The sequence below is a fragment of the Massilia aquatica genome (genome assembly GCF_011682045.1).
Classification (GTDB): domain Bacteria; phylum Pseudomonadota; class Gammaproteobacteria; order Burkholderiales; family Burkholderiaceae_D; genus Telluria_A; species Telluria_A aquatica.
Genome location: NZ_VVIW01000019.1, coordinates 82957 through 95718 on the forward strand (window position 1 = coordinate 82957; position 12762 = coordinate 95718).

Genomic DNA, 12762 nt, shown 5'->3' on the forward strand with positions numbered 1-12762 from the left:
GCTAGCGGCGCGGCTTCCGGTTTTACTTCTTGAACTGATCGACAGCAGCACGGCCGACAGCCGGATCGTCGGTGAAGAAGCCATCGATGCCGGCCTTGAGGAAGGCCGTGATCTCGGCAGCGCCGTCACCGCGCTGGCTTGGCGAGTTCACGTCGCCGCGGCGCATGCTGGTCGGCAGGAACGGGTTTTCCGGACGCAAGGTCCAGGTGTGCACTTTGAGGCCGGCGGCGCGCGCGTCGGCGATAAAACTGGTCGGCGCGGCCAGTTCATTGGCGGGGGTGCGCGGCATGATCACGTCCTTGTACGGCGAGACCACGTCGGCGTAGGTGGCGATTTCTTTCAGGCCGGCCGGGGTGACCATGTCCTTGTAGGTGCTCTTGCTGCCGGCGGCGACAAAATCGTAAGGCGTATTGCGCGGCGCACCGTTCGGCGCCGGCGGATTGGCCGGATTGTCGATCAGCTGCACGATGCGCATGTCGGTCAGCTTGCGCAGTTCCTTCAGGTTGGCCACTTCGAACGATTGCAGGAATACCGCCGCTTCCTTGCCGTGGTATCCATTGGCCACCAGCAGCTCGACCAGGCGCTTTTCGAGCGGCAGGCCGATTTTCTGGAAGTAGGTCGGGTGCTTGGTCTCGGGGTAGATGCCGATGGTCTTGTTGCGCGCGCGGCTTTCCTTCTTCACCAGGTCGATCACTTCCTGCAGGGTCGGCACCTCGAACTGGCCGTCGTAGGCGGCGTTGAGCGGGCGGTTGGCGGGAATGCGTTCCTTGGCGCGCAGGGTCTTCAGTTCGGCCAGGGTGAAGTCTTCCGTGAACCAGCCGCTGACGGGAATGCCGTCGATGGTCTTGGTGGCCTTGCGCTCGGCGAACTGCGGCATGGCCGAGACGTTGGTGGTGCCCGAGATTTCATTCTCGTGGCGCGCCACCAGCACGCCATCCCTGGTGGCTACCAGGTCCGGCTCGACGATGTCGGCGCCGTCTTCGATCGCTTTCTGGTACGCGGCCAGCGTGTGTTCCGGACGCAGGGCCGAAGCGCCGCGGTGCGCGGTGACGGTCGGCTGCGGCGGCCAGCTGGTGCCCGGATTTTGCAGGTCGGGGGCATCATCGCCGCCGCAAGCGGTCATCAGGACCGCAACGCTGGCGGCGCACATCAGGGACAGGGTGGTACGGGACGCGTGGTACATCGCAACAGACTCCGATTGGTTTGGTAAAAACGTTAGCACTGCCAAAACGCAGAGATTAACAAGCTTGCATGACCGTACGATGACTGGCACTGCAGCTAATTCACGCCTGTCTTTGCGTTTGAGCAAATTCTTCATGACATTCTGCTGTGACAATCGACGTCGCCCGCGCCGTTTCTGGTGCAGGCCCTGAACCTGGAGATGCCTGATGACAATTCGCCCGACCTTGCTGGCTGTCGCGCTCGGCGCCTTTCACCTGGCGGGCGCCTGCGCGCCGCCGCTGATGAACGGCCCGCTGGCGCCGGCCCCGAACGCGCAAGCGCTGGCGGCGCTGCTGCTGCCCCAGTTAAGCGCCCAGCGGGCGCGCCAGGGGCTTGACGGCGACCATCATTTCCTGCTCGCCAGCCAGCATCCGGGTGTACAGGGTAGCACGGTGGTGCGCGCCCACCATACCTACAAAGGCGTGCGCGTGTTCGGTTCGGAATCGGTGCTGCTGCTCGATGCCGCCGGCAGGATGGTGCGCGAATCGGTCGCGGAGCGGCGCCTGCAACTGGACCGCGACAGCACCGGCCAGGCGGGCGCGGCCGGGGGCAAGGCGGGAGTCAAGGCCGGGTTCAATGTGCTGCCGGCGCTGTCGGCGGCGCACGCCACTACCCTGGCGCTGCGCTCGGTGCGCGCCGGCGCCGTGGCCGAGATCCCGCCCACGGCCGAATTGATCATTTATCCGCTGGTGTGGAGCGAGCGCCTGCCGGCCGCGCTGGGCAAACCCGACGACGCCCTCAACGCGCTCGACATGACCGACGTGGTGGTCGGCTACGAGCTGGCCTGGCTGGTCGCCACGCGCCTGCGCGCCGGGCCGCAGCCGGTCTACCACGACACTGTGGTCAGCGCCGGCAGCGGCCGCATCCTGGCGCAGTGGAGCATGCTGCAAAGCGCCGCCGGCAAAGGCAAGAGCCAGTACAACGGCGAGGTGCCGCTCAGTACCAGCGAAGGCGGGGCCGGCTTTCGCATGGTCGATCCGCTGCGCGCCAAGGGCGGCAGGTTCGGCGGGCTGGCGGTCACCAACGCCGATCACGGCACCCGGGCCGGGGAATTGTTTACGAACAGCAGCAACAACTGGGGCGACGGCAAGCAATACCTGGCCGGCGGCAGCACCGTTGATGCCAACGGCCAGACCGCGGCGGTGAACGCCATGTGGGGCCTGGCCAACACCTACGACATGCTGAAAAACGTGCTGGGCTGGCATGCGCTGGACGGGCAGGACAGCGCCACCTACATCGCGGCCCACGTCAACACCGCCTACGACAATGCCTACTACAGCGATACCTGCAAGTGCATGTTCATCGGCGACGGCGCGACCTTCAACAGCCTGGGCGCGCTCGACGTGGTCGGCCACGAAATGGGGCACGGCGTCACCGACGCCACCTCGCGCCTGGTGTACTCGGGCGAGTCGGGCGCGCTGAACGAATCGTCGTCCGACATCACCGGCGAAGTGGTGGAAGCGTATGCGCGCGCCGGCAAGGGCGGCGCCCTGATTCCGGCCGAGGGCAACGACTGGATGATCGGCAAGGACATCAGTAAAACCGGCACGCCCCTGCGCTACATGATTCGTCCGAGCAAGGACGGCACCAGTCCGGATGCCTGGTCGGCCCGGCTGCGGCGGCTGGACGTGCACTACAGCAGCGGCCCGAACAACCGCATGTTTTATTTCCTGGCGCAAGGATCGAACGCCGACCCGGCTAGCGAGGCCCACAGCACTTTTCTCAGCGGCACGCCGCGGGCGATGAGCGGCATCGGCCTCGACAAGGCATACCGCATCTGGTTCAACGCCGCCACCACGCGCTTTACCTCGAGCACCGACTACAAGGATGCGCGCGCCAAGCTGCTGGCCGCGGCCGAAGAATTGTATGGCAAGGACAGCAAGGAGGCGGTGGCCGTGCAGCGCGCCTACGCGGCCGTGAATGTGGGCGTGGACCGCAACGAATGATGGCATTGCGCCAAGACTTTTTGGCGAAAACTGTGTACGTTCGGAACTATTTTACAGGCAGCATAATGTGCGTCCAGAAATCCGGTTTAGAATCGACTGGCGCGCCGGATGATCCCGGCGTGCCCGTTTTCTTGTTCTGTTTCCCGGAGTTCCCATGCCTGCCACACCGCGTTTGTTTCAGCTCAGCTTGCTGTCCGCTCTCCTGTCCACTTCCCTGATCCCGGGCGCCGCCCAGGCCGCGCCTTCTTACTCTGTCCAGACGCTCGGCACGCTCGGCGGCACCAGCGGCGACGTGCGCGCCATCAACAACAGCGGTTCGGTGGTGGGTTACTCGCTCAACAGCGACAATATCAGCAGCGCCTACCTGTCGCGCGGCGGAACCATGCAAAACCTCAGTCCCGACCGCGTAACGCGCAGCTATGCCAGCGGTATCAACGATGCCGGCGTGGCGGCGGGGCAGGTGGTCAATGCCGGCGGCGATACGCGCGCGGTCACCTTCGACGGCGGCAAGATCACCTCGCTTGGCGGACTCGGCGGACGCAACAGCGTGGCCACCGGCATCAACAATGCCGGCCAGGTGAGTGGCAGTGCCGAGCGCGCCGACGGGACCCAGGTCGCTTTCCGCTTCACCCCGGACGGGCGCATGCAGGATCTCGGCAGCCTGGGCGGCCACGGCAGCATGGGCACCGACATCAACGCCAGCGGCGTGGTGGTGGGACGGGCCGACCTGGTCAACGGCTATCATGCCTTCCTCGATGATGGCAAGGGGATGACCGACCTGGGCACCCTGGGCGGCAATTACAGCGAGGCCAACCGGATCAACGACAGCGGCGCGGTGACGGGGTTTTCCTACATGGCGGGCGACGCCAGCGTGCATGCGTTTGTCTTCGATAATGGGATGATGAACGACCTGAGCACCTTGGGCGGCGTCAACAGCTACGGCTTTGGCATCAATAATGCCGGGCAGGCGGTGGGAAGCTCCGAAATTTCCGGCGGCAATTCGCTGCACGCGTTCTTGTATGCGGATGGCCAGATGTTCGACCTCAATGCGCTGGTCGGCCCCGGCTTCGGCTGGACGCTGAACTACGCGGCCGACATCAACGACCTGGGCCAGATCACCGCGCACGGCTGCAACAGCCTGGGTGCGTGCAGCGGCTTCCTGCTGACCCTGGACAGCACGAGTGCGGTGCCGGAGCCAGGAACCCCGGCCATGATGCTGCTCGGCGGCGGCTTGATCGTGCTGGTCGCGCGGCGCGGACGCCGCCGGGGCGCCATCGTCCGCACCTGATCAAAAAGTATTATTCGCCGATCAAGGGGAATGGGTTGATTGGCGTGCCTTTCCACCATTTCTTTTCGGCAGTCAGTTCAACCACGGCAAAGTGCAGGTGGGGTGCGTTCGGGTCCGAATTGCCGGTCACGCCAACGTAGCCGACCAGGTCGCCGCGCTTGAGGTCCATGCCTTCTTTCACGCCATCGGCGTAGCGGTCCAGGTGCGCGTAGTAATACGCGTACTTTTCGCTCGGATCGAACTGATACACCGTCAGGCCGCCCGGTTTGCTGTTGAACAGCTTGACCAGCTTGCCATCGGCGACCGCCAGCACCTTGGTGCCCTTGGGCGCCATGATGTCGAGCGCTTCGTGGTGGCGGTCGGCGCCGCGCGGCTGGTCGAAATTGTCGCGCAGGTCGGCCAGCTTGATGCCTTCCACCGGCAGCAGCAGCTTGCCGGACGGCGCCGCGCTGGCGCTGGCGACCGCGCCATTCACGGCCGGCAGGGCCACTTCGCTCATGCTCGGACGCAGCGGCAGGTCGAGTTCGGTCAGGTCGGTGCTCACCACCGGGGCGCCCGGCAGGTCGGCGCTCGGCAGCGCCACGCCGGTCGCGGCCGGTGCGGCGCTGCCGGCGACGACCGTCGCCGCAGGCGCCACCACCACCACGTCAGCCGGCTTGGGTACCGTGCGCAGGTAGACGAACAGGGAGCCTGCGCCGAGCACCAGGCCGGCCAGGAAAGTCATAAGCCATTTCATAAAATGATCCTTTTTCGTTTGTGAGGGTGGTTCTTGATTATTCCTGCAGCAGCACTTCGGTACCGTAGCCGACCGAACCGGTGAGGGTCGCCACGTCCCAGTTGGTCAGGCGGATGCAGCCGTGCGACTGGGTCTTGCCGATCGAGGCCGGCACCGGGGTGCCGTGGATGCCGTAATGGTCCTTCGACAGGTCGACCCAGGCCACGCCCACCGGATTGTTGGGGCCGGACGGCAGCTTGGCTTTCTTGTCGCCGGGGCTGGCATCCCAGAACAGTTTCGGGTTGTAGTGGTAGACCGGGTTGCGCGCGATGCCGTTGACTTTCCAGCTGCCGATCGGCAGCGGATCGTGCGAGCTGCCGGTGGACGAGGGGAACTGGGCCAGGATGGCGCCGGCGGCGTCGAGCAGGGTCAGCGAGCGGTCGGAGCGGTCCACCACGATCCTGGCGGCCTTGGGCAGCGGCTCGGTATCGAGCACGTTCGGCACCAGGATCGCTTCGCCGGCGCGGCTCAGGTCCTTGCCGGGGTTCAGGCGCGCCAGCAGGGCCGGGCTGACGTGGAATTTTTCGCCCAATGCTTCGGCCACGCTGCTGTAGCCGAGCGTGCTCAGCTTTGCTTTCTCGGCCATGCCCTCGGGGATCGGCGCGAACGGGCCGGCCACATCGGCGTCGAGCAGGGTGTATTGGACCAGAGCGTCGGCGCTATCGGCGTTCAGGGCCGCCCAGGTCGCTTCATCGAGCGTACCGGACGGTTCCAGGCCGGCTTTTTTCTGGAAGCCGGACAGCGCCAGGCGCATGTTCGAACCGGAGGCGGCGTCGATCTCGCCGGCCGAGAAGTGCGCGCGGTCGAGCAGGACCTGGGCGCGCAGCAGGGTGGCGGCCGACAGCTTGGCGGCTTTGGCCCCCTTGCCTGGTTTGGCGCCGGCAGCGAGCGGCTCGGGCGACTTGCCCGCATTATTGACCGCCTCGGCCGTCAGGGCGGACGGCGCGCTGGCGGCCATGGCGGCAGGAATGGTGGCCGCGCCGGCGAACAGGGCGGCGATCAGGCAAAGCGAAGTTGGTTTCAATTCAAGCCCCTTGGTAATGGATAGTGAAGAATAGTTCCGGTCGGATATAACGTCTGTGCGGCAGCGTACTCATGGCGAGAAGCCGGCGCCGGGTAAAATGCGCGCATGGACAGTTTTCTGATGATCGTGCAGCCGGGTGGCTGGCGCTGCGAGGTGGGAGCGGGACAAAGCTTGCTGGCGGCGGCCGAAGCGGCCGGCGTGATCCTGCCCAGTTCATGCCGCAACGGGACCTGCCGCACCTGCCTGTGCCGGGTGGTGCAAGGGGAGGTGGGCTACCTGATCGATTGGCCGGGCCTGAGCCTGGATGAAAAGCGCGCCGGCGATACGCTGCCGTGCGTGGCGCTGGCGCGCTCGGATGTGGTGCTGCTGGCGCCGTCAGCGTGGCGGGCGGACGCTTGAGCGTCGTTTTTGCGGCGCCGGCGCATGGCCGCGATCGTGCGCGGCTCAGGAGGCTTCCTACTCCTGCGCTGCGGCGGCGGCCAGCGCCATCCGTGGCGGAGTGCGTGCCGTTGCGCGCCGCCCCGGCGCCGCTGCGCGCGTCGCATGTTCGTTGCCCAGCCTGAAGACGCCGACCACCTGCGCCAGGGTGGCGGCCTGCTCCTGCATCGCAGCGGCCGCCGCTGCCGCTTGTTCCACCAGCGCCGCGTTTTGCTGGGTCACCTCGTCCATCTGGCTGATCGCCATGTTCACCTGCTCGATGCCGGCGGTCTGTTCCATGCTGGCCGAGGCGATGCCGGACATGATGCCGGTCACCCGCGTGATCGATTCCACGATCTCGGCCATGGTGACGCCGGCCTGATCGACCAGCCTGGCACCGGCATCGACCTTGTCGACCGAGTCGTTGATGAGGGTCTTGATTTCTTTGGCGGCCGCCGCCGAGCGCTGCGCCAAGTTGCGCACTTCGCTGGCAACGACGGCAAAGCCGCGCCCCTGTTCGCCGGCGCGCGCCGCTTCCACGGCCGCGTTCAGCGCCAGGATATTGGTCTGGAAAGCGATGCCGTCGATGACGCCGATAATATCGACGATCTTGCGCGAGGAATCGTTGATCGATGCCATCGTCCGCACCACCTCGCCGACCACCACGCCGCCGCGCCCGGCGACATGCGACGCGGACAGCGCCAACTGATTGGCATCGCGTGCGTTGTCGGCGTTTTGCTTGACGGTGCTGGTGAGCTGTTCCATTGACGAGGCCGTCTCTTCCAGTGAACTGGCCTGTTCCTCGGTGCGCGACGACAGGTCCAGGTTGCCGGCCGCGATCTGGGCCGAGGCGGTGGCGATGGTGTCGGTGCCGCTGCGCACCTCGATCACGATGCCGGCCAGCGCGGCGCGCATGGTTTCCATGGCGTGCAGCAGGCTGCTGGTGTCGCCCGGGCGGATGGCGATCGCGCCCGCCAGTTCGCCGGCGGCGATGGCGCCGGCCATGCGCGCCGCGTAGGCCGGTTCCCCGCCCAGCTGGCGTGTCAGGCGCCGCGTGATGAGCCAGCCCAGGGCGAGTCCGAGCGCCAGGCTACCGATGGTCAGCCCCAGCATCAGGGCGCGGCCGCGCTGGTAGCGCGTGCGTGACACCGTGGCCGCCTCGGCCGACGTGGTTTCCTTGCGCTTGGCCAGGGTGGCAAGGTGGCCGTCAGTGACATTGGCCTGCGCCGCGACCGGGCCGATGGCAAACTCGGCTGCAGCGCGCTTTCCTTCCGGGCTAGTGTCTTGCGACAGGGTCGACAAACGCGCCAGCATGGTTTCGTAGCGGGCGACGTGGCTCTCGACAGTGGCAACGGCTTGTATGCCGGCCGCAGTGACGAAGCGCGGACGCGCCAGGGCCAGATTGTCATGCAACTGGCGGCGCGATTGTTCGAGCTGGGCGGCGGCCAGGCGCGCTTGCTCGGGCGAGGTCGCCAACAGCCCGCCGCGCGCGGCGCGCCCGAGGCCGATCAGATCGATATTGGCTTGCTTGGTATACGACAGGCCCAGCAATTCCCTGTCGTAGGCCAGCTCGGCCTGGTCGTTCATGTTTGCCATGTTCCAGATGCCGATGGCGGCCACGATGCTGCCCAGTAGGGCAACGATGATAAAAGCGCCAAGCAGGCGCGTGCCTACCTTCATGTTATCAAGCATACAAGTCTCCGAAAGACGAAAGGGGGTGGGCGGACTGACGCGCAGGGGCGTGGCACGCAGCCGCGCCGCGGCGGGCGGCATGCGTGATGCAGTGGGACAGCGGATGGGGCTACCGTGTGTACACGCTACGCCAGGCTGGCGTGATTGGCCGCCTGTATTGTGCGGTGTGGAGGTTTTTCTGTTTGTTTCGTTCGGGACGTTGTTGGTGAGCAACGTCCGTTCTCTTGTCTGTTGTTTATCGGGCCATGCCGAGGGCGTTTTCGATCACCGGCAGGATCAGTTTCCACGATGGCGAGCTGGCCGCGATTTCATCGTAGTGGCTGGCGCCGGGCAGGATCAGCACTTCGGCGTGGTCGCCGGCGGCCATGGCCCGCGCCGCGTAGTCGTGCGCCACGCGCGGCGGCGAAATGGTGTCGAGTTCGCCCGTGACCAGGACCGTGCGGCTGCCGTTGGGCATCAGGTCGGCGGCGTTGGTGTCGGCGTAGATGTCGGGGCGGGCCGCGCTGGGCGTGCCGGCCAGCTGCACCATGTCGCGCTCGCAACTGGACTTGATCAGCGCCTGTTCGCGGCGCAGGTCGGCCAGCCCGCCCAGGCTGATCACGGTGCGCACCGCCAGCGGCTTGGGCTGGAACAGCGGGCTGCTGGCGGGAATCCGGCTGCGCCCGGCGATCCACTGCACCAGCTGGCCGCCGGCCGAATGGCCCATCGCCAGCAGGCGGCTGGTGTCGAGCTGGTGCGCCGGGGCTTCGGCGGCCAGTTTATCGAGCGCGGCGTTCATGTCGAGGTAGGTGCCGGGATAGCCGCCGCCTTCCTCGTCGACGCGGCGGTACTCCACGTTCCACACCGCGATGCCGCGCGCGGCCAGGGCCCCGGCCACGCTGCGCATCTGGCTGATGCCGCCGTACTCCACCGTCCAGCAGCCACCGTGCACCAGCACCACCACCGGGAATGGGCCGGGGCCGGCCGGGCGGAACAGTTCGGCATACTGCGAGGGCGCGCTGCCGTAGGCGATTTTTGCGCTCGGCGCGGGCCCCGACAGGGCCAGGTAATCGGCCAGGGTCATCGGCGCGGCCACGGCGCCATTGGCGGCGAGCAGGGCCGGCACCAGCAGGGCGGGGACCAGGAAAGCGGGCAGGGCAGTCTTCATAGCGGGCAGGTGGGAGCGAAGGGAATTGCCACTATACCGAAGTGGCCGCGCGCACCGGGTAAATTGCGCTGGCGCGCACGATTGGGGCGGCCCGGGCAGGATTCGGCGCTTCCATGCTAGGCTGCGAACAACAGTGAGGATGATATGCAAAATACAACGGAAGAATACAAGGGTTTCACCATCGTGGTCACGCCGATGAAGGATTGCGGCGACCTGTGGGACTTCGAATACCGCATCAGCAAGACCGGGCAGGGCGGGCAGGATACCGATCCGGCGCCGGCCATCACGCGCAGCCAGACCGCGGGTGGTCATGCAACAGAGGAAGTAGCCTGCCTGGCCGGCGTGCAGGTCGCGCGCACCGAAGTCGACAATCTGCTGGCGCTGGCGCAGACGCCGGTCGGCTGATCCCGTACTTCCTGGCGGGGGGCGCGGCCCCGGCTCAGCCCAGCAGATCGAGCTGGGCGGCCAGGTGAGCGCCTTCGCTGCTGGCGCGGCCGACATCCCTGGCGACCGGGTGCCAGTCGAAGGCATCCGGTCCCAGCGCGACCGAGCGGGCCAGTTGTTCGGCTTGCTGCGCGGACAGATCCGGATCGAGCCACAGGGCGGCATCTTCGGCGCTGAAGACGATCGGACGGCGGTCGTGCACATCGACCATGCCGCCCTCGGCATCGGCGGTGACGATCACGAAGCCCGACTCGGCCGGCTGCTCGCGTTCCTTGCCGCAGGCGCCGATGGCGGCGATGAACAAGGGTTCGCGGGTTTTCAGGTGGATGTGCCAGGGCTGCTTCTTGCCCTTTTCGCCGGTCCATTCGTACCAGCCGTCGGCCGGGACGATGGCGCGGCCGCTCTTGAGCAGGCGCGCCCAGTAGTTGTTGGTGATTTTTTCGAGACGCGCATTGATCGACACCGGCAGCTTGGCGGCGGCCCAGGAGGCGCGGTAGCCCCAGAAGGCATCCTCGACGACGAGCTGGTCGTCGACCACGCGCATCAGGGGGCGCCAGGTGCCGGGAGGCGCGTTGTAGCTGGGCGCGGCCCGGGTATCGACGCGGGGCGCGGCGCCGCGCCAATGCATCGCCGCAACGTATTCAATGGCAGTATGGTTTTGATCGAGACGTCCGCACATGCGTGGTCACCTTTTACGCGTTGTCATGAGGCCGGGCGAGGCGCCCGGAAGGATCAACGATACCGTAAAAGGCCCGCACGCCGCACGCGCGCGGCAGCGGTGCGCAGGACGGCCCACCAGTTTGATAACACCTGAGGAAAGACAATCCATGTCCCACAACGACTATTCGAGCACAGCGCCGCAGCGCGCCCATTCCACACCCGACCCGGACGACGCGCCGCCAAGCGATCCGAAGCCGAGCCCGGTACCGGACGACGTGCCGCCGCCGGTCAATGCGCCGGTGGAAGAACCGATGATGCCGGTGCCGCCGATCAAGGCTTGACGACGCCGCCGGCGCGCGCGAGCGTAGCGCCGGCTGAGGGATGACTGAACGCCGATTGAACGCTTACTGAGCGATTACTGGCCCTTGGGCGGGACCGGATCGAGCTGGTCGAGCTGTTCGCTCGGCTCGTCGCGTTCGAGCGAAGCATCGTGTTCGCGCTTGTCGCGGTTCTCGCCGCCGTCGAATTGTCCGGCGGCCGAGGTGTCATTCTCGTTGTCACTGTCGCTGTCGTTGTCGGCCTCGTTCTGGTCCGACGGCGGCAGGGGCGGGATCTGGCGGATCATTTCCTCGGTCTCAAGCTGGGATGGCGGTTTTTCGCCGCTGCCGATGTCGGCCTCGTCGACGAGGGACTTGGCCTGGGCAGGATCCGGGAAGGATGAGGTGGCGTGCATGGGGTTCTCCTTGATATGTGGAGGGCCGCACTGGCGCGGCGCTCTCGCAATGATGCTAACAGTGCAAGGGATTTGCTGGCGCGCAGTAGGCATGGCGCCGCCACCATGGTCGATGTGTTGCTATCCATCTACATTTGTTATATTTTGTGCTCGTCATCACACCGCGCAGGGCAGCGGCTTCCTATAATTAATCCATCAAGTATTTTTTTGTTCCGGGAGAACATGATGGGCAATTCCTTACACAACAAGATCTACCTTGGCCGTGGCTCGGTGCTGCGTTCGCGTGGTGTGCAAGTGGCGCTGCTGCTGTGTGCGATGCTCAGCATTGGCGCGGTCTGGTTCCTGTTCCGCACGCTAAAGTAAGTGTTGTCAGCGAATGCAGGTTGCCCCGGGCAGCCTGCGCGGTTACCATGGGGGCCGAAAATTGGCCACATGGAAATCAGTAATGAAGAACGAAAAATTAACCACAGACGAATACGACGCGCTCGGGCATATTTTGGGCGGGGCGCGGCATGACCGCTTCAACGCCTGCGTCGGGCGCAACGCCAAGCGTCTGGCGGGCCTGAAAATGATCCAGTACAGCAAGGACGGCAAGCTTGCGCTGACGGACAAAGGGCAGCAAGTGCTGTTCCTGCGCCGCTGCATCGCAGGCTTGCGTGCCCTGCTGGCCGATCCGGCGGCGCTGGTTGACGCCGACGTGCTGGTCTTCCTCGGCAAGAAATCCCACATCGTCGCGCTCGAAGCGGGTGGCCACAACGTCACCGACAAAGGCCGCGAATCGCTGGCCGACATCGACGCCCAGGACAAATAAGCCCCTGCATGTTTCCCGCCCCGCCAACCGGGGTCAGAGCTTTAACTCGCAACATTTAACATTCTTGCAAAACCGGGGACAGACCCCGGTTTTGCAACGCCAGCCCGTCCAAGCCCTTCATTTGCTGTTTTTTTCGCCCCACTCAGGGCAAGCAGCCGTGACGGCGCTGTTCTCCTTCTCGCCCGACTGCAATTGTTTTTTAACCGGGGTCTGTCCCCGGTTAAAAAACAATTGCTCAGGGCGCAATTAAATCGAGCGACGAATTAACAATGTTTCGAGTCAGAGCTCTGACCCCGGTTGTGGGAAGTTTTAACGGGAAGGTAGGCGGGAAGGGGGCTTGATGGGGAAACAGGCGCTACAGTTCGTCGCGGCGCGTGCCTTTGTAGATCAGGGTGCGGATCGCGATTTCGGAGGGGACGTTCATGGCGGCCAAAAATTCCGCCGCCTGCTGCACGCCCACGCTCGGGATCGCGGCAATGGCCTGGTTCACCACGTCGCGCGTGCGGAAATCGGTGCGCGCTCTGGCCGCTTCGCTATCTTGCGGCTCGCTGCGCTGGCGCTGGAAGTCTTCACTCATGTCTGTCGCTTGGCTAAAAAATGGCTG

General features: G+C 65.7%; 15 protein-coding genes. 7 read left to right on the forward strand and 8 right to left on the reverse strand.

From position 1 onward, the window contains the following. Positions 1–22 precede the first annotated feature (22 nt). Positions 23–1183 (reverse strand): glycerophosphodiester phosphodiesterase, encoded by a 1161-nt coding sequence (locus F1609_RS25205; protein WP_167079402.1) that lies wholly within the window; start codon positions 1181–1183, stop codon positions 23–25. A 205-nt stretch (positions 1184–1388) separates the two neighbouring features. Here F1609_RS25205 and F1609_RS25210 point away from each other — a divergent pair, with 205 nt between their 5' ends. Together F1609_RS25210 and F1609_RS25215 are read left to right on the forward strand one after the other, a co-directional pair. Beyond that, positions 1389–3167: a M4 family metallopeptidase gene (locus tag F1609_RS25210; RefSeq protein ID WP_167079403.1), complete on the forward strand. Its 1779-nt coding sequence runs from the start codon at positions 1389–1391 to the stop codon at positions 3165–3167. Positions 3168–3321: 154 nt separating this feature from the next. After that, complete coding sequence (locus F1609_RS25215) at positions 3322–4455, forward strand: HAF repeat-containing PEP-CTERM protein (RefSeq protein ID WP_167079404.1); 1134 nt, start codon at positions 3322–3324, stop codon at positions 4453–4455. 10 nt (positions 4456–4465) lie between these two features. Here F1609_RS25215 and F1609_RS25220 read toward each other — a convergent pair whose 3' ends face one another. Both F1609_RS25220 and F1609_RS25225 read right to left on the reverse strand, forming a co-directional pair. Continuing rightward, positions 4466–5191, reverse strand: a complete 726-nt coding sequence (locus F1609_RS25220; protein WP_167079405.1) for a M23 family metallopeptidase — start codon at positions 5189–5191, stop codon at positions 4466–4468. 37 nt (positions 5192–5228) lie between these two features. After that, positions 5229–6254 (reverse strand): L,D-transpeptidase family protein, encoded by a 1026-nt coding sequence (locus F1609_RS25225; protein ID WP_229422048.1) that lies wholly within the window; start codon positions 6252–6254, stop codon positions 5229–5231. A gap of 105 nt (positions 6255–6359) precedes the next feature. Here F1609_RS25225 and F1609_RS25230 point away from each other — a divergent pair, with 105 nt between their 5' ends. After that, positions 6360–6653 (forward strand): 2Fe-2S iron-sulfur cluster-binding protein, encoded by a 294-nt coding sequence (locus F1609_RS25230; protein ID WP_167079406.1) that lies wholly within the window; start codon positions 6360–6362, stop codon positions 6651–6653. 57 nt (positions 6654–6710) lie between these two features. On the opposite strand, the gene F1609_RS25235 is transcribed toward F1609_RS25230, so the two are convergent. Continuing rightward, a complete protein-coding gene (locus tag F1609_RS25235) occupies positions 6711–8363 on the reverse strand; it encodes a methyl-accepting chemotaxis protein (RefSeq protein ID WP_308609558.1) in 1653 nt (550 codons plus the stop codon). A 235-nt stretch (positions 8364–8598) separates the two neighbouring features. Continuing rightward, positions 8599–9510 (reverse strand): alpha/beta hydrolase family protein, encoded by a 912-nt coding sequence (locus tag F1609_RS25240; protein WP_229422049.1) that lies wholly within the window; start codon positions 9508–9510, stop codon positions 8599–8601. A gap of 144 nt (positions 9511–9654) precedes the next feature. On the opposite strand from F1609_RS25240, the gene F1609_RS25245 reads away from it, so the two are divergent. Next, a complete protein-coding gene (locus F1609_RS25245) occupies positions 9655–9915 on the forward strand; it encodes a hypothetical protein (protein WP_167079407.1) in 261 nt (86 codons plus the stop codon). A 34-nt stretch (positions 9916–9949) separates the two neighbouring features. On the opposite strand, the gene F1609_RS25250 is transcribed toward F1609_RS25245, so the two are convergent. Next, positions 9950–10633, reverse strand: a complete 684-nt coding sequence (locus tag F1609_RS25250) for an SOS response-associated peptidase (RefSeq protein WP_167079408.1) — start codon at positions 10631–10633, stop codon at positions 9950–9952. 148 nt (positions 10634–10781) lie between these two features. On the opposite strand from F1609_RS25250, the gene F1609_RS25255 reads away from it, so the two are divergent. Further along, a complete protein-coding gene (locus tag F1609_RS25255) occupies positions 10782–10955 on the forward strand; it encodes a hypothetical protein (RefSeq protein ID WP_167079409.1) in 174 nt (57 codons plus the stop codon). A 74-nt stretch (positions 10956–11029) separates the two neighbouring features. Here F1609_RS25255 and F1609_RS25260 read toward each other — a convergent pair whose 3' ends face one another. Then, positions 11030–11347: a hypothetical protein gene (locus tag F1609_RS25260; protein WP_167079410.1), complete on the reverse strand. Its 318-nt coding sequence runs from the start codon at positions 11345–11347 to the stop codon at positions 11030–11032. 225 nt (positions 11348–11572) lie between these two features. Between F1609_RS25260 and F1609_RS25265 the strand changes: the two genes are divergently transcribed. Further along, positions 11573–11710 carry a hypothetical protein gene (locus tag F1609_RS25265; protein ID WP_167079411.1) on the forward strand — a complete coding sequence of 46 codons (138 nt, stop codon included), beginning with the start codon at positions 11573–11575 and terminating at the stop codon, positions 11708–11710. Between the two features lie 82 nt (positions 11711–11792). Next, positions 11793–12158 carry a hypothetical protein gene (locus tag F1609_RS25270; protein WP_166881542.1) on the forward strand — a complete coding sequence of 122 codons (366 nt, stop codon included), beginning with the start codon at positions 11793–11795 and terminating at the stop codon, positions 12156–12158. A 355-nt stretch (positions 12159–12513) separates the two neighbouring features. On the opposite strand, the gene F1609_RS25275 is transcribed toward F1609_RS25270, so the two are convergent. Further along, positions 12514–12735: a hypothetical protein gene (locus F1609_RS25275; protein ID WP_167079412.1), complete on the reverse strand. Its 222-nt coding sequence runs from the start codon at positions 12733–12735 to the stop codon at positions 12514–12516. Between the last annotated feature and the right edge of the window lie 27 nt (positions 12736–12762).